19 protein-coding genes, 1 tRNA gene and 1 riboswitch are annotated in these 19,165 nt (G+C 63.7%); of the genes, 13 read left to right on the top strand and 7 right to left on the bottom strand.

What is annotated here, in order from left to right; all coding sequences use genetic code 11:
• Positions 1-78 precede the first annotated feature (78 nt).
• On the top strand, positions 79-1,527 hold the full coding sequence (locus tag ACED67_RS13945) for an MORN repeat-containing protein (protein ID WP_395542281.1): 1,449 nt from the start codon (positions 79-81) through the stop codon (positions 1,525-1,527).
• Positions 1,528-1,674: 147 nt separating this feature from the next.
• On the opposite strand, the gene ACED67_RS13940 is transcribed toward ACED67_RS13945, so the two are convergent.
• The 3 genes from ACED67_RS13940 to ACED67_RS13930 all read right to left on the bottom strand — a co-directional run bounded on the left by ACED67_RS13940 (position 1,675) and on the right by ACED67_RS13930 (position 5,185).
• A complete protein-coding gene (locus ACED67_RS13940) occupies positions 1,675-3,267 on the bottom strand; it encodes a GmrSD restriction endonuclease domain-containing protein (RefSeq protein WP_395542280.1) in 1,593 nt (530 codons plus the stop codon).
• A gap of 442 nt (positions 3,268-3,709) precedes the next feature.
• A complete protein-coding gene (locus ACED67_RS13935; protein WP_395542279.1) occupies positions 3,710-4,660 on the bottom strand; it encodes a 1-phosphofructokinase family hexose kinase in 951 nt (316 codons plus the stop codon).
• A 114-nt stretch (positions 4,661-4,774) separates the two neighbouring features.
• Positions 4,775-5,185, bottom strand: coding sequence for a metallopeptidase family protein (locus ACED67_RS13930; RefSeq protein ID WP_395542278.1), 411 nt, complete (start codon positions 5,183-5,185; stop codon positions 4,775-4,777).
• 131 nt (positions 5,186-5,316) lie between these two features.
• On the opposite strand from ACED67_RS13930, the gene gltX reads away from it, so the two are divergent.
• The 10 genes from gltX to ACED67_RS13880 all read left to right on the top strand — a co-directional run bounded on the left by gltX (position 5,317) and on the right by ACED67_RS13880 (position 14,121).
• Positions 5,317-6,681, top strand: coding sequence for a glutamate--tRNA ligase (gene gltX / locus ACED67_RS13925; RefSeq protein ID WP_395542277.1), 1,365 nt, complete (start codon positions 5,317-5,319; stop codon positions 6,679-6,681).
• 170 nt (positions 6,682-6,851) lie between these two features.
• Positions 6,852-6,943: riboswitch (glycine riboswitch) on the top strand.
• Positions 6,944-7,094: 151 nt separating this feature from the next.
• Positions 7,095-8,201, top strand: coding sequence for a glycine cleavage system aminomethyltransferase GcvT (gene gcvT, locus ACED67_RS13920; RefSeq protein WP_395542276.1), 1,107 nt, complete (start codon positions 7,095-7,097; stop codon positions 8,199-8,201).
• Between the two features lie 10 nt (positions 8,202-8,211).
• Positions 8,212-8,574 carry a glycine cleavage system protein GcvH gene (gene gcvH / locus ACED67_RS13915; protein WP_395542275.1) on the top strand — a complete coding sequence of 121 codons (363 nt, stop codon included), beginning with the start codon at positions 8,212-8,214 and terminating at the stop codon, positions 8,572-8,574.
• Between the two features lie 3 nt (positions 8,575-8,577).
• Positions 8,578-9,036, top strand: coding sequence for an SRPBCC domain-containing protein (locus tag ACED67_RS13910; RefSeq protein WP_395542274.1), 459 nt, complete (start codon positions 8,578-8,580; stop codon positions 9,034-9,036).
• Positions 9,037-9,053: 17 nt separating this feature from the next.
• Entirely contained in the window at positions 9,054-11,894 is a 2,841-nt protein-coding gene (gene gcvP, locus ACED67_RS13905) for an aminomethyl-transferring glycine dehydrogenase (protein ID WP_395542272.1), read from the top strand.
• Between the two features lie 175 nt (positions 11,895-12,069).
• Entirely contained in the window at positions 12,070-12,777 is a 708-nt protein-coding gene (locus ACED67_RS13900) for an AzlC family ABC transporter permease (protein WP_395542271.1), read from the top strand.
• Positions 12,774-13,097 (top strand): AzlD domain-containing protein, encoded by a 324-nt coding sequence (locus ACED67_RS13895; protein ID WP_395542270.1) that lies wholly within the window; start codon positions 12,774-12,776, stop codon positions 13,095-13,097. Before ACED67_RS13900 ends, ACED67_RS13895 begins: the two co-directional genes overlap by 4 nt.
• 62 nt (positions 13,098-13,159) lie before the next feature.
• Positions 13,160-13,477 (top strand): DUF3775 domain-containing protein, encoded by a 318-nt coding sequence (locus ACED67_RS13890; RefSeq protein WP_395542269.1) that lies wholly within the window; start codon positions 13,160-13,162, stop codon positions 13,475-13,477.
• 60 nt (positions 13,478-13,537) lie between these two features.
• On the top strand, positions 13,538-13,984 hold the full coding sequence (gene trxC / locus ACED67_RS13885) for a thioredoxin TrxC (protein ID WP_395542268.1): 447 nt from the start codon (positions 13,538-13,540) through the stop codon (positions 13,982-13,984).
• A gap of 61 nt (positions 13,985-14,045) precedes the next feature.
• Positions 14,046-14,121, top strand: a tRNA-Ala gene (locus ACED67_RS13880).
• Positions 14,122-14,410: 289 nt separating this feature from the next.
• Here the strand turns inward: ACED67_RS13880 and ACED67_RS13875 are convergent.
• Positions 14,411-14,653 (bottom strand): helix-turn-helix domain-containing protein, encoded by a 243-nt coding sequence (locus ACED67_RS13875; RefSeq protein WP_395542267.1) that lies wholly within the window; start codon positions 14,651-14,653, stop codon positions 14,411-14,413.
• Positions 14,654-14,665: 12 nt separating this feature from the next.
• Complete coding sequence (locus ACED67_RS13870) at positions 14,666-15,247, bottom strand: DUF2975 domain-containing protein (protein WP_395542266.1); 582 nt, start codon at positions 15,245-15,247, stop codon at positions 14,666-14,668.
• A 99-nt stretch (positions 15,248-15,346) separates the two neighbouring features.
• On the opposite strand from ACED67_RS13870, the gene ACED67_RS13865 reads away from it, so the two are divergent.
• On the top strand, positions 15,347-15,724 hold the full coding sequence (locus ACED67_RS13865) for a hypothetical protein (protein ID WP_395542265.1): 378 nt from the start codon (positions 15,347-15,349) through the stop codon (positions 15,722-15,724).
• A 229-nt stretch (positions 15,725-15,953) separates the two neighbouring features.
• Entirely contained in the window at positions 15,954-18,119 is a 2,166-nt protein-coding gene (gene katG / locus ACED67_RS13860; protein ID WP_395542264.1) for a catalase/peroxidase HPI, read from the top strand.
• A gap of 87 nt (positions 18,120-18,206) precedes the next feature.
• Here katG and ACED67_RS13855 read toward each other — a convergent pair whose 3' ends face one another.
• Together ACED67_RS13855 and ACED67_RS13850 are read right to left on the bottom strand one after the other, a co-directional pair.
• Complete coding sequence (locus tag ACED67_RS13855) at positions 18,207-18,362, bottom strand: hypothetical protein (RefSeq protein WP_395542263.1); 156 nt, start codon at positions 18,360-18,362, stop codon at positions 18,207-18,209.
• Positions 18,363-18,634: 272 nt separating this feature from the next.
• Entirely contained in the window at positions 18,635-19,051 is a 417-nt protein-coding gene (locus tag ACED67_RS13850) for a hypothetical protein (protein ID WP_395542262.1), read from the bottom strand.
• Positions 19,052-19,165: the final 114 nt, after the last annotated feature.

Here is a 19,165-nt window from a genome sequence, read left to right as displayed (position 1 = left end):
AGACCGCCCGCGGCCTGACTGGACAGCCATAACCCGCGCCGCTTACCCTTTGCGCGGAATCGTCCCCGGAGCCCCCCGATGCGCCTTCTTCCCGCCGCCCTCCTGTCGCTGACCCTCGCCGGAGCCGCCGCCGCCCAGGACACGTCCGACGTCATCACCAAGCAATATGACGACGGCTCGGTCTATGAGGGCACCTTCCGCAACGGCCGCCAGCACGGCACCGGCACCTACACCCTGCCCAGCGGCTATTCCTATTCCGGCGACTGGGTGGATGGCGAGATCAAGGGCCAGGGCACCGCCAAATACCCCAACGGCTCCACCTTTACCGGCGCCTTCGACAAGGGCCAGCCGAACGGCAAGGGCAAGATCACCTTCGCCGATGGCGGCAGCTATGACGGCGACTGGGTCATGGGCAAGATGACCGGCCAGGGCGTGGCCACCTATCCGAACGGCGCCACCTACACCGGCGCCTTCACCAACGGCCAGCATGACGGCAAGGGCGTCCTCGAGAATCCCGGCGGCTACCGCTATGACGGCGACTGGGTGGCCGGCAAGAAACAGGGCAAGGGCAAGATCACCTATGCCGATGGCGCCACCTATGACGGCGACATGCAGGCCGATGACCGCGCCGGCACCGGCACCCTCATCCTGCCCAACGGCACCACCTATGTCGGCAGCTGGGCCGACGGCCAGATCAACGGCACCGGCACCCTCACCCAGCCCAATGGCGATGTCTATGAAGGCGCCTTCGTCAACGGCACGCGCGAAGGCAAGGGCCGCACCACCCATGCCTCGGGCGACGTCTACCAGGGCGACTATAAGGCCGACCGCCGCCATGGCCAGGGCAGCTTCACCGCCAAGGACGGGTTCAAATACGAAGGCTCCTGGGTCGAGGGCCGCATGGAAGGCACCGGCACCGTCACCTACCCGGACGGCTCGGTCTATGTCGGCGCGATGAAGGCCGACCAGGCCGAGGGGCAGGGCGCCATCACCTATCCCGACGGCTCCACCTATACTGGCACCTGGGTCGGCGGCGTCATCCAGGGCAAGGGTCGCGCCACCTATGCCACCGGCCTCGTCTACGAAGGCGATTTCGTCGCCGCCGAGCCCGAGGGCCGCGGCAAGATGACCTATCCCGACGGCTACACCTATGACGGCGACTGGAAGGCCGGCAGCCGCGACGGCGTCGGCACCGCGACCTATGCCGATGGCACCGTTTACAAGGGCAGCTTCAGGAACGGTTTGCGCGACGGCAAGGGCGAGCTGACCATGAAGGACGGCTTCCTCTATACCGGCGACTGGGTCGCCGGCGTGATCGAGGGGCAGGGCAAGGCCACCTACGCCACCGGCGACATCTACGAAGGAGGCTTCAAGGCGGGCAAGCGCCACGGTCCGGGCAAGATGACCTATGCCAATGGCGTGGTGGCCGAGGGGGTGTGGCAAGACGGCATCCTGACCGCCCCGCCCGAGGGCGCGCCGGAGGCCCCGGCGGACGGGGCGGCGCCGGCGGAGGGGGGCGGGCCGTAGGGCGGCACTAGCCGCCGATGAGCCTAGACCGATTTGTCGTGGCCCAATCCGGGAAGTTGACGTTCGACTTGCACAGCGGCAACCTTGCGGCCACGATGGTAGCTATGCGGAAAAAACCCGACGTTCAGATGTCCACTACACCAAGACCTAAGTATGGCTAGGATCATCATTGGCGCCCTCTAATCCTCCCTTGATTCCAGTGTTGCAGTATGGATGCAGGATCTGAGCGTTTACCAAAGTTCCTTTTCCTCCTGCATGCACCGGCTCCTTATGGTCATAAGATGCAGATTTGATGACATGGAGAAGTCCGCCGCAAACTTCGCAGCGAGGTGCGGTCACTATTGCTGATTGGAGGAAAACAGCTGATTTGACGTCTACTGAAAAGCCTTCAGGAGCATCGATGATCCTTAAATCTCCAGCAGCTCCTTCCAAGCCCAGAGATCTTAGAATATCGACATCAGATACTCTTTCTTTGTCCTGCAGCTGCTGTATCAAATAGTTCATGAGGTCCGAGATACGGTCAACCCTCTGGCTGCTGTTTACATTGGCAAGACCCTGATTAATTAGAGATTTTCTATCGATTAGTGTGCTCTCTATGCGCGCTCGAGCTTTGGTAAATGATCTAAACCATTCCTTATTGTTATTGGCAATTGCATTTGCGATGGACTTGACAACGCCCAAGAACAAGAAACGGCTATGTTTGCCTCTCTCTGTGTAGAAGTAAACTGCTGGATGAAGGCCTAAACTGCCCGGATCATTCCCGGACATCCGAGAGGCAACTTTAAGGCTGCGCCGAAGAAGTGAGACAGTTTCTGTGCCGTCTATATCGTCCGCGAGATCATTCATTCTTTTTTTAATGTCGGAAGCCTGATCGACCAAGCCAAAGATGTCCACCAGTGTTTTGAGCGCATCAATAGGGGAACTCGTTCCTCCTAGAGGGAGATCGAGAGTTTTGATTGGCTCCGTGGCGTCAGGCTGGAAGAAAATGTCATTCTGCCTCTGGGCATAATTCTCAATTTGAGATTGTATTTCAGGGGAAAAAGTAGACCAATATTTGTGACCTGTGCCAGCACGGACTATTGAGCGAGCGGCAACTGCATAAGATTTCCGCCGGTTTCTTAGCAATAGTTCTTCGGTCTGGTCGAGCGCTGTCCCTTGTGAGTTTATTTTGAAAAATGAGCTTTCGGCCACCTCTTGATTTCCTTGAATCCACTGAACGTGGAGTGATCTGGAAAATATCGTAGAATGCTGCTTTGCTTTTACAGCATCTTCAGCGAGTTGTTCCTCTGACAAGGAATAGAAATCACTATATCTGCCAACTTCAGACTCAACTGCCCTCCGTGTAGCTTTTGCTAAGTCTTTTTGATCTTGCGGTATATTTCGATCATAGAATCCATAGGAAACCGACCCATCTCCATAATCGTTTTCTGCCCAAGCTCTTAGCGCACTAAGTCTATGCCCCCCATCGATAACGAAGATGAAAGACTCGGATTTCCAGAGAATTATTGCTGGTATAAGTTCCCCGGAGACGAAACTTTTTATCAGGCTGACAACCTGTGCGGGGGACCAGTGGTTCGTTTCGCGTTGGAAGTCAGGCTTTCTAAGAAGTTTAGACATAGGGCTGGACCCGGCGATGTCAGATAGCTTCAAAGAGTTGCTCAATTCGACGGAAACTGACTCAGACTGATGCGCAAAATCTGCACGCTTTATCATTGCATCTAATACGACGCGCTTGACCATGTTCAGCCCCACAAGAAACAGCCTATAGAGTTGACAGTGCTATGCGTAAAATGTCAACGCTGGTCGCGCCATCCATTATCTTATTTCTTCCTGAATCGCTCTTTACTGTGCCGTCAAGGTTGCCCAATGGTTGAGTTAAGCCAAATTGCAAAGACCAAGTTTAGAGCTTTAGCATCCCCTTGACCCTACCACTTTCGGCAATCTCCGCCCTTTGCAGGCTAGTCTCTTTTATGTTGTACAGCGAACCCATCGGAGCGCCACAATCGTCAGATGTCCGCACATCGCGGTAGTTCTGGGCTGCCTTAGACGAGTCAAAACCCATCGAAATCCTCCTCAACTCGGAAGACCTTCGGAAGACGCAAGGAAGACGTTCGGAAGACCCCGCAAATCCCCTCGTTTCAACGTCTTGACCCCCTCCCCGCCGCCCTCGCGGCCCGGGGATTCACACTTCGGTAACCTGGCATTCCGGCAGAAGCCGCATCACGTCTTGCGGGCGGCACAGGTTGGTGGCGTCGGTCATCACTGCGGCCGCCGCCGCTGCGGCCCCCAGCGCCAGCGCCTCGTCATCGCCCTGGCCGCGCGCCATCGACAGGACCAGCGCGGCAACAAAGCTGTCGCCCGCGCCGACCGTCGATTTCACCTTTACTTTCGGGGCCTTGACGAAAATCCGCCGCTCGGCAGTGGCCAGCACGTTGCCATCGGCCCCGCGCGCCACCACCACGCGTTTCGCCACGCCGTCGCGGACGAGTTTTTGTGCGAAATCAGCAGTTTGCTCGCGGCTTTCCAGCGCGTGGCCCACCAGACCCTCGGCCTCCTCCCCATCCATGCGCAGGACCTCAAGCCCCGGGATCGGATGGCGCACCGCCTCGGTCAGGGGCGCGCCCGATGTGTCTAGCACCACCCGGCTGCCCGGCATCGATTCGGCCAGTTGCGCGGGAAAATCCACCGGCACCCCCGGCGGCTGGCTGCCCGAAATGACCGAAATCCCCCCCGGCCGCGCCGTCGCGCGCAACAGCGTGAACACCCGCTCCCGCTCCGCCCCGCCCCAGACCGGCCCCGGCAGCATGAACCGATACTGCTTGCCGGTAATTTCCTCAGTGATTGTAAGGGATTGGCGGGTTTCTCCCGGCCCCAGGATCGCCAGGAAAGTCACCTCTGCCTGCCGGATCAGCCCCGCCAGACGGTCGCCCGTCAGCCCGCCAATCGCCACCAGCGCCAGGCTGTCGCCGCCCAAGGCCTTGATCGCGCGGGAAACATTCAGCCCCCCGCCGCCCGGGTCCAGCAAAGGTTCCGAACATCGCAGCTTCTGGCCTGGAAGGATCTCGGCGACATCCGTCGCCATATCCAGCGCCGGATTGAGCGTAAGCGTCAGGATCGGGGCCTGGTCGGTCATGGAACACCTCGCGCGGGCAGGTCTTTCCTCTACCCCCGCAACCCCCGTCCCGGCAAGGGTTAGCGCTAACTTGTCGTCGCGACCCGGCGGGAGGTCCGGTCCCGCACCTGCCCGCTACTCCCACCAGGGGTCGATGGCGGCGATATCGTCATCCGACCAGCCGAAATGATGGGCGAATTCGTGGATGGTCACATGCGTCACCAGATCGGCGATCGAGACATCGCCGCGCTCGGCCCATTCGTCCAGGATGGCGCGGCGGAACAGCCAGACGATATCCGGGTGCGGCGCCGGGTCCGAGACGGATTTCTGCGTCATCGGCACGCCTTCATAAAGCCCCGTCAATTCAAAGGGATCATGCAGGTCCATTGCCTCAAGCATCTCGTCCGGCGCGAAATCCTCGATCCGCAGCACGACCTGGGTCGCGGGCGTGCGCCAGGGTTCCGGCAGGTTCGCCACCGCGTCATGCGCAAGCTGGGCGATATAGTCGAGCGAGGGGGCGATGGCGTCGGGGGCGGGATTTGTCATGGCCGCAGGCTAGCGGGGCAGGGCGTCGGGGGGAAGGGGCTGGCCGCGGGCGCGACGGCTGCAAAACCCCCCGGCAACTGGACAAAGCCCCGACCCTGTGACAGAGGGTGCGGGTTCCGAAGGAGCCGCCAATGTCTTCTCCCGTCACCACCCGCTTCGCCCCCTCGCCGACCGGCTATATCCATGTCGGCAACCTGCGCACCGCGCTGATGAACTATCTGATCGCCCGCAAATCCGGCGGCACGTTCATCCTGCGGCTCGACGACACCGACCAGGAACGCAGCAAGCAGGAATATATCGACGGTCTGATGCAGGATCTCGACTGGCTGGGCCTGCATTGGGACCGGCTGGAGCGGCAGTCGCTGCGCTATGACCGCTACCGCGAGGCCGCGGACAAGCTGCGCGCCGATGGCCGGTTCTACGAATGTTTCGAAACGCCGACCGAGCTGGACCTCAAGCGCAAGAAGCAGCTGAACATGGGCCGCCCGCCGGTCTATGACCGCGCGGCCCTGGGCCTAAGCGAAGAGCAGAAGGCCAAGGCCCGCGCCGAAGGGGCCGAGGGCTATTGGCGTTTCCTGCTGCACCAGAACCGCATCGAATGGGACGATGGCATCATCGGCCCGATCTCGATCGACGCCGCCTCGGTCTCTGACCCGGTGCTGATCCGCGCCGATGGCCAGGTGCTCTACACCTTCGCCTCCTCCGTCGATGACGTCGAGATGGGCGTCACCCATATCGTGCGCGGCGCCGACCACGTGACCAATACCGCGACGCAGATCCAGATCATGGAAGCCCTGGGCGGCACGCCGCCCAGCTTTGCCCACCATTCGCTGCTGTCCGGCCCGGGCGGCGAGAAACTGTCCAAGCGGCTTGGCGCCTTGAGCCTGCGCGACCTGCGCGCGCAGGGGGTAGAGCCGATGGCGCTTCTGTCGCTGATGGCGCGGCTGGGATCTTCCAGGCCGGTGGAACTGGCGGGTTCGCTGGACGAATTGGCCGAGGGTTTCGATGTCGGCAGTTTCGGCACCGCGCCCACCGAATTCGATGCCGAGAACCTGTTCCCGCTGACCCGTCAATATGTGCAGGGCCTGCCCTTCGCCACGGTGCAGGCGCGGATCGCGGCGCTGGGCGTTCCGGCAGACAAGGCTCAGGAATTCTGGGCCGTGGCCAAGGGCAACATCACTGTTCTCGCCGATCTTGAGGGCTGGTGGGCGCTGTTCCGCGACGGGGCCGAGCCGCTGGTCGACGACGCCGACCGCGATTTCGTGGCGCAGGCGCTGGCGATGTTGCCCGCCCAGCCCTGGACAAAGGCGACCTGGGGCGAATGGACCGCCGCGGTCAAGGCCGCCACGGGCCGCAAGGGCAAGGACCTGTTCCGCCCGCTGCGCCGGGCGCTGACCGGGCGCGATGCCGGCCCCGAGATGGCCGATGTGATGCCGCTTTTGCAAAAGGTGCCGGGCGCTTTGAAGGACTTCGGTACCGGCCTTAGCGAATGGTGAACTCCGTGGCTCTGCCCCGGAGCCCGGAGTTCTTGGACCAAGATGAAGGGCGCGGCATTGGCTGCGCCCTTTTCCTTTTTTCGGTGCAAGCGCTGCGCGTCGTAAACGCATTGCATACCGTCGCATTCCTTTTCCTCTTGCCCGGATCAGGCCGCTTGGGCTAGTCAGGATGCGTCAGATCGGGAGAATCCGGGGTCCGTCCCCGGTGCCGAAGGAGCAACCGCCCCGGTAAACTCTCAGGCGCAAGGACCGTTCTGATACACGGACTCTGGAGAGAGGCGCGCAGGCGCCCGCCGAAGGGATAACGATCTCAGGCGTGCCGAAAGGCGCAAGGACAGAGGGGGCACCGAGCGGCAGGGGAACTGCCGTGTACGGTGCCGGGCTGTTTGCCGGCCGAAACGGGGAGAAGCGGTGTGACCGATCTTCAGCGCCTTCCATTGCATGACCTGCATGTGGAACTGGGCGGGCGCATGGTGCCCTTTGCGGGCTATGAAATGCCGGTGCAATATCCGGCCGGTGTGATGAAGGAACATCTTCACACAAGGGCCGCTGCGGGGCTGTTCGATGTCAGCCATATGGGCCAGGTGATCCTGCGCCCGCGCGGCGACATGGCGGCGCTGGTCGCGGCCTTCGAGGCGATGATGCCGGTCGATGTGGCGGGGCTGGCCGAAGGGCGGCAGCGCTATGGCCTGTTCACCACGGACGATGGCGGCGTGCTGGATGACCTCATGTTCGCCAATCGGGGCGATCATCTCGTCGTCGTGGTGAACGCGGCCTGCAAGGCGCAGGACATCGAGTTGATGCGCAAGGCATTGACCCCGGTGGCCGAGGTGCTGCCGGTGACCGACCGTTGCCTGCTGGCCCTGCAGGGGCCGGGGGCCGAGGCGGCGCTCGAGGCGCTGGTGCCTGGCGTGGCGGCAATGCGCTTCATGGATGTCGGTGTCTTCGGCGATCTGTGGATCAGCCGCTCCGGCTATACCGGCGAGGATGGCTATGAGATTTCCGTGCCCGAGGCGGCGGCGGAAGGCTTCGCCCGCGATCTGCTGGCGCAGCCGGGCGTCCTGCCCATCGGCCTGGGTGCCCGCGACAGCCTGCGGCTCGAGGCCGGGCTTTGCCTTTACGGCCACGACCTTGACCAGTCGACCAGCCCGGTCGAGGCCGGTCTGACCTGGGCGATCCAGAAGGTCCGCCGCACAGGCGGCGCGCGCGAAGGCGGCTTCCCGGGCGCGGCGCGTATCCTGCGCGAATTGACCGAAGGCCCGTCGCGGCAGCGCGTCGGCCTGCGTCCCGAAGGCCGCGCACCGATGCGCGAGGGCACGCTGCTGTTCAGCGGCGACAATCAGGCGGGCGTGATCTGCTCGGGCGGCTTCGGCCCCTCGGTCGAGGCCCCGATCGCCATGGCCTATCTGCCGACCGCCCTGGCCAAGACAGGCACGGCTCTCGAGGGCGATGTGCGCGGGCGCCGCCTGCCTGTCACCGTCTGCGACATGCCTTTCCACCCCACATCCTACAAACGCTGAGGATCGCGAGATGAAATTCACCAAGGAACATGAATGGCTGCGCGTCGAGGGTGACGTGGTTGTCGTCGGCATCACCGAACACGCCGCCGAGGCGCTGGGCGATGTGGTCTTCATCGAACTGCCCGAGACCGAAACCATGGTCAGCGAGGGCGACGAGGTCGTGGTGATCGAAAGCGTCAAAGCGGCCTCGGACATCCTGGCCCCCGTCGACGGCGAGATCGTGGCGGTCAACGCCAAGCTGGTCGACAATCCCGGCCTGGTGAACGAAGACGCCACCGGCGCCGCCTGGTTCTTCAAGATGAAGCTCGATGACCTGTCCGTTCTCGACCAGTTCATGGACGAGGACGAGTACAAGGAACTGATCGGAGATTGAACCATGCCGGGCCGGACCGACCGTGCCGAGAGGCTGATCGCCGCGCCGCCCGCACGGCTTTTCGCCTGCTGGACCGATCCGGCCCTGCTGGTCCATTGGCTGCCGCCGCGCGGCATGGCGGCGCGGGTCGACCATCTTGACCCGCGCCCCGGCCGGCCCTTCCGGCTGGTGCTGCGCTACGAAGACGACGCCATCGACGGCAAGTCGGGTGGCGGCGAGGATGTGGTGGCGGGTGAATTCGTCACTGTCGATCCGCCGCACCATCTCGCCTTCATCAGCCGTTTCGCCAGCGACGATCCCGCCTTCCAGGGCGAGATGCGGATGGACTGGCATTTCGATCCCGTGGGCGCGGCCACCCGCGTCCGCATCATCGCGGCCAATGTGCCGCCGGGCATATCGGCCGAAGATCACGCGGCAGGAATGGGCGCCTCTCTGGCGAACCTTGCCGCCCTTGTCGAATAGCGAAGGACCATAAAGCCATGGCTTTTACCCCGACCGACTATAACCCCTACGATTTCGCCAACCGCCGCCATATCGGCCCCTCGCCCTCGGAAATGGACGAGATGCTGAAGGCGGTGGGCGTCACCTCGCTCGACGCGCTGATCGAAGAGACGGTGCCCAAGGCGATCCGCCAGAAAAAGCCGCTCTCCTGGGCCCCCCTGGCCGAGCATGAATTGCTGGCCAAGATGGAAGCCGTGGCCAAGAAGAACCGCGTGATGACCAGCCTGATCGGGCAGGGCTATTACGGCACCGTGACCCCGCCCGCGATCCAGCGCAACATCCTGGAAAACCCGGCCTGGTACACCGCCTATACGCCCTACCAGCCCGAAATCGCCCAAGGACGGCTCGAGGCGCTGCTGAATTACCAGACCATGGTCTGCGACCTGACCGGGCTTGATGTGGCCAATGCCTCGCTTCTGGACGAGGCCACGGCGGCGGCCGAGGCCATGACCATGGCCGAACGGGTGGCGAAATCGAAGGCCCGCGCCTTCTTCGTCGACCGCTTCTGCCATCCCCAGACCATCGAGGTGATCAAGACCCGCGCCCTGCCGCTGGGCATCGAGATCATCGAGGACATGGCCGAGAAACTGGACCCGTCCAAGGTCTTCGGCGCGATCTTCCAATATCCCGGCAGCTACGGCCATGTCACCGATTACACCGACCAGATCGCCGCTCTTCACGCTGCGGGCGCGGTGGCGGTGGTGGCGACCGATCTTCTCGCCCTGTGTCTTCTGAAGGAACCGGGCGCGATGGGGGCCGATATCGCCATCGGCTCGTCGCAGCGCTTTGGCGTGCCGCTGGGCTATGGCGGCCCCCATGCCGCCTTCATGGCGGTCAAGGATGCGCATAAGCGGCAGATGCCGGGCCGCATCGTCGGCGTCTCGATCGACGCGCAGGGCGGCAAGGCCTATCGCCTGTCGCTGCAAACCCGCGAACAGCATATCCGGCGCGAGAAGGCCACCTCCAACGTCTGCACCGCGCAGGCGCTGCTGGCGGTCATGGCCTCGATGTACGCGGTCTTCCACGGCCCGAAGGGCTTGCGCGCGATTGCCGAGCGGGTGCATTTCCTGACCCAGCGTCTGGCCCGCGCGCTCAAGGCGGCGGGGGCGAAGGTCTCGCCCAAGGCCTTTTTCGACACGATCACGGTCGAGGTCGGCGTCGGGCAGGCGGGTATCCTGGCCGCCGCCCGGGCCGAGGGGCTGAACTTCCGCAAGATCGGCAATGACCGGATCGGCATTTCGCTGGACGAAACCTCGGACGAACAGGTGCTGCTGCGCGTCCTGCGCGCCTTCGGCATCCATGGCGTGCCGCCGCACCGCGCGGCCCTGGGCTTCCCCGAGGCGATGCTGCGCGAAACCGAATATCTGACCCATCCGGTTTTTCACATGAACCGCGCTGAATCCGAGATGATGCGCTATATGCGCCGCCTGTCGGACCGCGACCTGGCGCTGGACCGGGCCATGATCCCGCTTGGCTCCTGCACGATGAAGCTGAACGCCGCAGCCGAGATGATGCCGATCACCTGGCCCGAGTTTGGCTCGCTTCACCCCTTCGTGCCACCGGATCAGGCCCTGGGCTATGCCGAAGCGATCGACGATCTGACCCAGAAGCTCTGCGAGATCACCGGCTATGACGCCTTTTCCATGCAGCCCAATTCCGGCGCGCAGGGCGAATATGCGGGCTTGCTGACCATCCTCGCCTATCACCGCGCCCGGGGCGACCATGACCGCAAGATCTGCCTGATCCCGGTTTCCGCCCATGGCACCAACCCGGCTTCGGCCCAGATGGCCGGTATGCAGGTGGTGGTGGTCAAGGCCGCCCCCAATGGCGACGTCGATCTCGACGATTTCCGCGACAAGGCGGCGGCGGCGGGCAACCGTCTGGCCGCCTGCATGATCACCTATCCAAGCACGCATGGCGTGTTCGAAGAGACGGTGAAAGAGGTCTGCCAGATCACCCATGACCATGGCGGCCAGGTCTATATCGACGGCGCGAACATGAACGCTCTGGTCGGCCTCGTGAAACCGGGCGAGATCGGCGGCGACGTCAGCCACCTGAACCTGCACAAGACCTTTGCGATCCCGCATGGCGGTGGCGGGCCTGGTATGGGGCCGATCGGCGTGCGGGCGCATCTTGCCCCCTATCTGCCCGGTCACCCGGAAACGGGCGGCGCCGAGGGGCCGGTCTCGGCGGCGCCCAGTGGCTCTGCCTCGATCCTGCTGATTTCCTGGGCCTATTGCCTGATGATGGGCGGGCCGGGGCTGACCCAGGCAACGCGGGTGGCGATCCTGAACGCCAATTACATCGCCAGCCGCCTGTCGGGCAGCTATCCGATCCTGTTCATGGGCAACAAGGGGCGCGTGGCGCACGAATGCATCCTCGACACGCGGCCCTTCGCCGATCATGGCGTGACGGTGGACGATATCGCCAAGCGTCTGATCGACAACGGCTTCCACGCGCCCACCATGAGCTGGCCGGTGGCCGGAACCCTGATGGTCGAACCGACGGAATCCGAAACCAAGGCCGAGATCGACCGTTTCATCACCGCGCTTCTGGCGATCCGTCAGGAAATCCGCGCGGTCGAGGCGGGCGAGATCACCGCCGAGGACAGCCCGCTTCGCCACGCCCCGCATACTGTCGCGGCACTGGTGGGCGACTGGAACCGCAAATACTCGCGCGAGGCCGGCTGTTTCCCACCGGGCGCCTTCCGGGTCGACAAATACTGGCCGCCCGTGGGCCGGGTCGACAATGTCTTCGGCGACCGCAACCTGATCTGCACCTGCCCACCGGTCGAAAGCTATGCCGAGGCGGCGGAATAGTCAGGAGTTAAAAAAGATCTAATATTTTTCGAGGAATTTAGGTTTTTCAATGGCTTGGCGGCCCGTCCCTGCGTGGGACAGGCCGCCTTTCGCTGTCCCCGGGCCTTTGACAGTAGGCCCGCGCCGGGCTAGGCCTGTGCGGCTGCGCGGGACGGGCGCGATTGCGGGGGGCAGGATGACAGCGATTTCCGACGGGGCAGGGGCTCAGGGCCCCGGCTTTGCCCAGGGGCTGCGCGCCGCCCTGCCCATCGTGCTGGGCTACCTGCCCATCGCCTTTTCCTTCGGCGTTGCCGCCACTCAATCCGGCCTGACCCCGGCCGAGGCGGTCATGCTGTCGCTGGTCATCTATGCCGGGGCCTCGCAATTCCTCGCGCTGGCGCTGGTCACCTCGGGCGCGCCCCTCCTGGTCGCGGCTTTCACCCTGATCGCCATGAACCTGCGCCATGTCCTCTACGGCCCGGCGCTGATGAAACAGGCCGGCGCCACAGCGAGCCGCCGCCATGCCTGGGCCTGGGCCTTGGGCCTGACGGATGAGGTCTTCGGTCAGGCCCTGGGCGCGCTGGCGCGGGGGCGGCGGTTTTCGGAACCCTATATGTTCGGCCTGGGCCTGGCCGCCTATGCGTCCTGGGTCATCGGCACCGGCTTCGGCGCCGTCGCGGGCGGTGGCGCCCTTCAGGATTATCCGGCGGTGCAGGCGGGCCTGGGCTTCATGCTGGCCGCGCTGTTCCTGGCGCTTCTTCTTTCCATCCTCAGCCGCGCCCTGCTGCCCGTGGTCGCGGCGGCGATCCTCGCCTGCGTCCTGGGCACGGTCTTCTGGTCCGGCACGGCGGGCATCCTTCTGGGCATGATCGCGGGCGCGCTGACCGGGGTCCTGCGCCGATGAGCCGTGATCTCGTCCTTCTGGCGCTGATGGTCGGCGCGGCGAACTGGGCCTTCCGCGCCCTGCCGACGATCCTGCTGCGACGCGAGCCGCAGCCCGGCGGCATCCTGTCGCGCTTTCTTGCCGCGACCGGCCCCGCCGCCATCGCCACGCTGTTTGCCGCCTCGATTCTGCCGCAGCTTTACCCCGCACCCAAGGACCTTGTGCCCCTCGCGGCCGGCGTGACCGCGACAATCCTCGCCTTCCTGCCGCGCCGTTCGGTCGTGGCGGCAACGCTCTGCGGTGCGCTGGCCTATGGGCTGGCCTTCGCAGCGCTGGGCTGATACGCGGCTTTCCCTTGCGCCCGCGCCGCCAAAGCGCGAACCTGCGTGCAAGGAGACCCAAGATGATCGAGATCAGTCCCAGCAAGGTGGTGCAGGTGATCTTCCTCGCGCGCGAGGAACAGGCGGGTGCCGCCGAACTTCACGCCTTCATCGACAATTTCAACGCCGAGGAAAAAGCGCATCTGACCGCCATCGCCTGGGTCGGTCGGGGCGCTTTCGAACCCGAGGATTTCCGCGAGGCGGTGGCCACCGCCTATGCCGAGGCGACGGTCCCCACCGCCGATTACCTGATGGGCATGCCCCATCTGTCGGAAAACCTGGAAGCCGGGCTCGAGGCGCTGGGCGTGGATGTCACCGGCGAGGAAGAGGATCTGCTCTGATCCCCTTGCACCCGGGCAGCGCGATGCAGATATATTCCTGAACGGGAATGTGAGGCGATGATGGCCGAGACGATGGATGGCGTGAAATTGGTCTGCGCGACCTGCGGACAGGCAAACCGCGTGCCACGGGCGCGGCTGGCCGAGGGACCGAAATGCGGCTCTTGCGGCGATCCGCTGCTGGACGGCAAGGTGGCCGAACTGGACGCCGCCACCCATGACAAGGTGTCCCGCGGCGACGGTTTGCCGGTTCTGGTTGACTACTGGGCGCCCTGGTGCGGCCCCTGCCGGGCCATGGCGCCGGAATTCGCCAAGGCGGCGAAGATGCTGGCCCCGCAGGCGCGGCTTATGAAGCTGAACACCGAGGACCATCCCGCCATCTCGCAACGCGCAGGCATCCGCGGCATCCCGGCGTTGATCCTCTATCGCAATGGCCGCGAACTGGCCCGCCTGGCCGGCGCCCGCCCGGCGGCCGAGATCGCGGCCTTTGTCCGCCAGAGCCTGGGCTGACAGACCATGGCCGGGCCTTGACATCCCCGAGCGGCTGCGCCAGATAACCGCCACGGTCATTGGGGCAGTAGCTCAGTTGGGAGAGCGTATCGTTCGCAATGATAAGGTCAGGGGTTCGATCCCCCTCTGCTCCACCATGACCGCCTTATCCTGTTGACTGCCGCTAGATAAGGACTGTTCAGACAGTCCATCCGTGCGAACCGGCTACAGTGCCGGTTGCATCGTCGGCAGCGAAGCCAATGTGTGACACCTTGCCTCAACGATAAGCCGGTTCGCGCAGGATCGGCGTTCCTTATCACTTTCTTTCCACAGGCGGCGGGCAGAGGGCCACGCCGACCGGGGAAGAGTGACAAGGCGCAGGGCCAGGGGCAGGCCGTCGCCCATCGACTGCAAGATCAGTCAGCGCAAACCCAACCCAGCCCCTGCCTAGGAAACCTGGGGCATCTCATTTCCGTCTTCTCCATCGGCGCGCTGGTAGCGCAGCAGATCGCCGGGCTGGCAGTCGAGGAAGTCGCAGATCCGTTCCAGCGTTTCGAAGCGCACGCCCTTCACATGGCCCTTCTTAAGCAGCGAAAGGTTTGCTTCGGTGATCCCGACATATTCGGCGAGCTCCTTGGATTTGACGTTGCGCTCGGCCAGCATGACGGCGAGCCGGACCTGAATCGGCATGGTCAGCTCTCCCTAGACGAACTGGTCGTTTTCGGCCGCGATGTCGGCGCCTTCGACCAGAACGCCCGCGATGACCGCAACCATCGCTGCGAACAGCAGCGACAGCAGCAAGTCCGAACCAATGTCCAGCACGAGGTTGCGTGTCTGAGCTGGGGAGAGCGCACTCAGCAGCACGCTGACCGCAGCCCCGGCAGCGGGCTTGAGTAGGGCCGATGCGCCGACGCCAAAGGCGAAGCCACGCAGGCTGCGGGCGGCGTCAGCCGAGAATATCCGGCCAGCCGAGAAATGGCCGAAACAGCGGCGGGCGCTCATCAATCCGGCAATCAGCGCACCAAGCGGAATCATGGCGATGGCGAAACCGGCCAGCCGCAGCGGAAGCCCGATCTCCGTCGGCGGCGGAGTGACGAGGCCTGCATGGCGAAACAGCGTATCTGCGGGCGTCAAGCACCAGTAGAGCAGCATCGCCCCCCCAAGCAGGGTTGCCACCGCAGCACTGGCCGTCGCCATTGCCCCGCTGAGGCGGCGAACGCGATCAAGGCGGATCGCGCGGGGGCTGTTGCGTTCTGAAATTCCGCTCATGCCGGATGTGACCATTCCGAAATCTCCTCTTCCAGCCAGAATCTATCCAAGAAATTATCGTTTTACAATAATAGATTTTCATGTGACGATCAAACATCATCAACAGGAGGCCATATGTCACTTATTAGAACCCTTCCCGTCGCGATCGCCGGATGGGCGTCGTGCTTCGTTCTGGTCGCCGCTGCCAATGCACAGGCTTCGACGGATGCTGGCGCTATTTCGGTCGCGCAGCTTGCCCAGATGCTGGATCAGGCATCCACAGATACAGCCGCGCAGCAGGTGCTCACCGCTTATCTTGCGGTTGTTGGTGAAACCGTGGGGGCCGTCGTCGATGCTGGCGGCGCGCCCTGCAAGCGGCCCCTCGCCTTGACGGCGCGGCAGGTGCGCAAGGCGATTTCCACCGCGACCGAAGAACCGCAGGCGAGCCAGACCGCTGCGACGCCGCTGATCGTCCGGGATATGTTGACCCGCGCCGGTTGCAGCCGCGGATAGGTGCGGAAGAAGGTCAACCCGGCCCTGAGGCCGTCGCCCGCCCCGGGGTGACGGCCTTTTTGCTGCTCTGACACCTGCGGTTTTTTCGATCAGGAATACTTATCGAACCAATCAGGAAATGCGACTTCATCCAATGATACGCGCCTGTTAGAACCATTCCAGACTATGGGGAATCGCAGCGGGCCCAAGCGGCCCGGCGCGGTTCGAACCTTCAATGCAGGAGAGCGAGATGGACGGAAACGGTGGGGGCAAATGCCCGGTGATGCATGGGGCGCTGACGGTGACCTCGAAGTCGAATACCGACTGGTGGCCGAATGCGCTCAACCTCGACATCCTGCATCAGCATGATGGCAAGACCAACCCGCTTCAGGGGTTCAGCTATCGCGACGCGGTGAAGGGCCTGGACTACGCCGCCGTGAAGGCCGACCTGACCGCGCTGATGACCGACAGCCAGGACTGGTGGCCGGCCGATTGGGGCCATTACGGCGGGCTGATGATCCGCATGGCCTGGCATTCGGCGGGCAGCTACCGTCTGGCCGATGGCCGTGGCGGCGGCGGTTCGGGCAACATCCGCTTCGCGCCGCTGAACTCCTGGCCGGACAATGTTTCGCTGGACAAGGCGCGTCGTCTGCTGTGGCCGATCAAGAAGAAATATGGCTCGAAGCTGAGCTGGGCCGACCTGATCATCCTGGCGGGCAATGTCGCCTATGAATCCATGGGCCTGAAGACCTTTGGCTTCGGTTTCGGTCGCGAGGACATCTGGCATCCCGAGAAAGACACCTATTGGGGCGCCGAGAAAGAGTGGCTGGCGCCGTCCGACGGCCGCTATGGCGATGTGGCCCAGCCCGCAACGCTGGAAAACCCGCTCGCCGCCGTGCAGATGGGCCTGATCTATGTGAACCCGGAAGGGGTGAACGGCAAGTCTGACCCGCTCAAGACCGCCGCGATGATCCGCGAGACCTTTGCCCGCATGGCGATGGACGACGAGGAAACCGTCGCGTTGACGGCGGGCGGGCATACCGTCGGCAAGGCGCATGGCAATGGCGACGCCAAGGCGCTGGGCGCCGACCCGGAATCGGCTGGCGTCGAGGCGCAGGGCATGGGCTGGGCCAACCCCAACCAACAGGGCAAGGCCGCGAATGCGGTGACTTCGGGCATCGAAGGCGCCTGGACCGCCAACCCGACCGTGTTCGACATGGGCTTCTTCGAAATGCTCTTTGGCCACGAATGGGAATTGCGCAAATCTCCCGCGGGCGCGACCCAGTGGGAGCCGGTGAGCATCAGGGAAGAAGACAAGCCGCGCGATGCGAGCGACCCGACCAAGCGCCGCAATCCGATGATGACCGATGCCGACATGGCGATGCGCATGGACCCGGTCTACAACGCGATCTGCCAGAAGTTCATGGCGGACCCGGCCTATTTCAAGGAAACCTTCGCCCGCGCCTGGTTCAAGCTGACCCATCGCGACATGGGGCCGAAATGCCGCTACATCGGGCCGGAAGTGCCGGCGGAGGATCTGGTCTGGCAGGACCCGGTGCCCGTGGGCGCGACGGGCTGGGATGTCGCCTCGGTCAAGGCCAAGATCGCGGCTTCGGGCCTGTCTGTGGCCGAGCTGGTCTCGACCGCCTGGGATTCGGCCCGCACCTATCGCGGGTCCGACATGCGGGGCGGGGCCAATGGCGCGCGCATCCGTCTGGCGCCCCAGAAGGACTGGGAAGGCAATGAGCCCGCCCGTCTGGCCAAAGTTTTGGCGGTGCTGGAGCCGATCGCCAAGGCCGCAGGCGCAAGCCTGGCCGATGTGATCGTGCTGGCGGGCGGCGTCGGGATCGAGATGGCAGCCAAGGCCGCGGGCCATGCGGTGACGGTGCCTTTCGCGCCGGGCCGGGGCGATGCGACCGATGCGCAGACCGACGCGGCCTCGTTCGACGTGCTGGAGCCGCTGGCCGATGGCTATCGCAACTGGCTCAAGGCGGATTACGTGGTCAGCCCGGAAGAGCTGATGCTCGACCGCACCCAGCTCATGGGCCTGACGGCGCCGGAGATGGTGGTTCTGGTCGGTGGCATGCGCGCCATGGCCACCAATCATAGCGGCACCAAGCACGGCGTCTTCACCGACCGTCCGGGCGCGCTGACGACCGATTTCTTCGTGACCTTGACCGACATGGCCTACACTTGGGCCCCGGCGGGCGATGGCAGCTACCAGATCCGTAACCGCAAGACCGGCGCGGTGAAGTATACCGCCACGCGGATGGACCTGGTCTTCGGTTCGAACGCGATCCTGCGCGCCTATGCCGAGGTCTATGCGGCAGATGATGCGACCGAGAAATTCCTGGCCGATTTTATCGCCGCCTGGACCAAGGTCATGAATGCCGACCGCTTCGACCTGATCGCCTGATCAGAGGCTTCTGAAAGGAGAGGGGCGGGCGCCTGTGGCGCCCGCCCCTTTTCTTTTCGATCCCCTCTTCGGCTTTTCAGCCAGGGCCTATGGGCCCTGTAGCGCCACGCTGCTGCCCGGCTCGGTGCCAAGCATGTCTTTCGGGGCTATCATGATCACCAAAGCGGCCGCGTAGACGGCCATGAACAGCACGATTGCAAGCATGGGGCGCGGCGCGCGCCTCTGGCTGTAGGTGTCGGACATCAGTCTCTCCCTTGTGCAGCTTCGGGTCAGTCGGTGCCGATGGCGAGAGCGTAACACCCAAAGTCGTGACCGGGTTTCTCATCTTCTGCGTGTATCTGGAATATTTTCCCATCGCGCCGTGGTTTCGGCGGATTTGCGCCAATGAACCGAGAGTATTCTGCAGCTGCGAAGAAGATTATCCTGCCGCCGCAGCAATCGGGCGTTGCGGCGGAAATGAAAAAGGCCGGCCTGGTTGTCCAGGCCGGCCCTTTCGTCACATGATCCTGCTGGGATCAGTAGCAGACGTACCAGTATTCGCAGTAGCCGTACCAGTCGCACCAGTATTCCCAATAGCAGGCGCCCCGGGTCTTGGTTTCGGCGGCATCGCGCAGCTCTTCGACCTTGGCGACGATCATCGGATCGTCCTTGCCCAGTTCGGCCGCTTCGTCGAGAATCTTGCCCAGATCAAGCGTCTGGCCTTTTTCCTCGATGGTGGTGCCCTCGGCGGCCGAGAGCATCATCTCGACGCCGGTGACCATGGCCAGAGCATCGCCCTTGGCGCGGCCATAATTGATCACGGCATTGGCGGTTTGCAGGGTGGCGCGGGCCTCGGCCTGTTCGGCGGCGTTCGGGGCCTTGGTCTCGGCCATGGTCGCAGGGGCGGACAGCATGGCGACGGAAAGGGTCAGAGCAGTCAGAAAGTGTTTCATATGATTCTCCCGGATCTAATGTTTCGCCCGTCCCCTGATCGCACAACTGTGATCGCTGATGGGTCGGATGTGAACACAATGTGCCTTTGTGCCATGCCGCTTTCAAATGAAAAA

Source organism: Neotabrizicola paludis (assembly GCF_044142105.1).
Classification (GTDB): domain Bacteria; phylum Pseudomonadota; class Alphaproteobacteria; order Rhodobacterales; family Rhodobacteraceae; genus Pseudogemmobacter.
Note: the sequence above shows the minus strand (reverse complement) of the source record. Positions and strands in the feature narration are given on the sequence as shown.

What these genes read in the sequence shown, in the direction of transcription:
- gcvH (WP_395542275.1), top strand. Translation starts at nt 8,212, where the DNA reads ATGAAATTCACCAAGGAACATGAATGGCTGCGCGTCGAGGGTGACGTG.
- gltX (WP_395542277.1), top strand. Translation starts at nt 5,317, where the DNA reads ATGTCTTCTCCCGTCACCACCCGCTTCGCCCCCTCGCCGACCGGCTAT.
- ACED67_RS13900 (WP_395542271.1), top strand. Translation starts at nt 12,070, where the DNA reads ATGACAGCGATTTCCGACGGGGCAGGGGCTCAGGGCCCCGGCTTTGCC.
- ACED67_RS13930 (WP_395542278.1), bottom strand. Translation starts at nt 5,185, where the DNA reads ATGACAAATCCCGCCCCCGACGCCATCGCCCCCTCGCTCGACTATATC.
- ACED67_RS13945 (WP_395542281.1), top strand. Translation starts at nt 79, where the DNA reads ATGCGCCTTCTTCCCGCCGCCCTCCTGTCGCTGACCCTCGCCGGAGCC.
- ACED67_RS13855 (WP_395542263.1), bottom strand. Translation starts at nt 18,362, where the DNA reads ATGTCCGACACCTACAGCCAGAGGCGCGCGCCGCGCCCCATGCTTGCA.
- ACED67_RS13895 (WP_395542270.1), top strand. Translation starts at nt 12,774, where the DNA reads ATGAGCCGTGATCTCGTCCTTCTGGCGCTGATGGTCGGCGCGGCGAAC.
- ACED67_RS13875 (WP_395542267.1), bottom strand. Translation starts at nt 14,653, where the DNA reads ATGCCGATTCAGGTCCGGCTCGCCGTCATGCTGGCCGAGCGCAACGTC.
- trxC (WP_395542268.1), top strand. Translation starts at nt 13,538, where the DNA reads ATGGCCGAGACGATGGATGGCGTGAAATTGGTCTGCGCGACCTGCGGA.
- ACED67_RS13940 (WP_395542280.1), bottom strand. Translation starts at nt 3,267, where the DNA reads ATGGTCAAGCGCGTCGTATTAGATGCAATGATAAAGCGTGCAGATTTT.
- ACED67_RS13870 (WP_395542266.1), bottom strand. Translation starts at nt 15,247, where the DNA reads ATGGTCACATCCGGCATGAGCGGAATTTCAGAACGCAACAGCCCCCGC.
- ACED67_RS13850 (WP_395542262.1), bottom strand. Translation starts at nt 19,051, where the DNA reads ATGAAACACTTTCTGACTGCTCTGACCCTTTCCGTCGCCATGCTGTCC.
- gcvP (WP_395542272.1), top strand. Translation starts at nt 9,054, where the DNA reads ATGGCTTTTACCCCGACCGACTATAACCCCTACGATTTCGCCAACCGC.
- katG (WP_395542264.1), top strand. Translation starts at nt 15,954, where the DNA reads ATGGACGGAAACGGTGGGGGCAAATGCCCGGTGATGCATGGGGCGCTG.
- ACED67_RS13865 (WP_395542265.1), top strand. Translation starts at nt 15,347, where the DNA reads ATGTCACTTATTAGAACCCTTCCCGTCGCGATCGCCGGATGGGCGTCG.
- ACED67_RS13935 (WP_395542279.1), bottom strand. Translation starts at nt 4,660, where the DNA reads ATGACCGACCAGGCCCCGATCCTGACGCTTACGCTCAATCCGGCGCTG.
- ACED67_RS13890 (WP_395542269.1), top strand. Translation starts at nt 13,160, where the DNA reads ATGATCGAGATCAGTCCCAGCAAGGTGGTGCAGGTGATCTTCCTCGCG.
- ACED67_RS13910 (WP_395542274.1), top strand. Translation starts at nt 8,578, where the DNA reads ATGCCGGGCCGGACCGACCGTGCCGAGAGGCTGATCGCCGCGCCGCCC.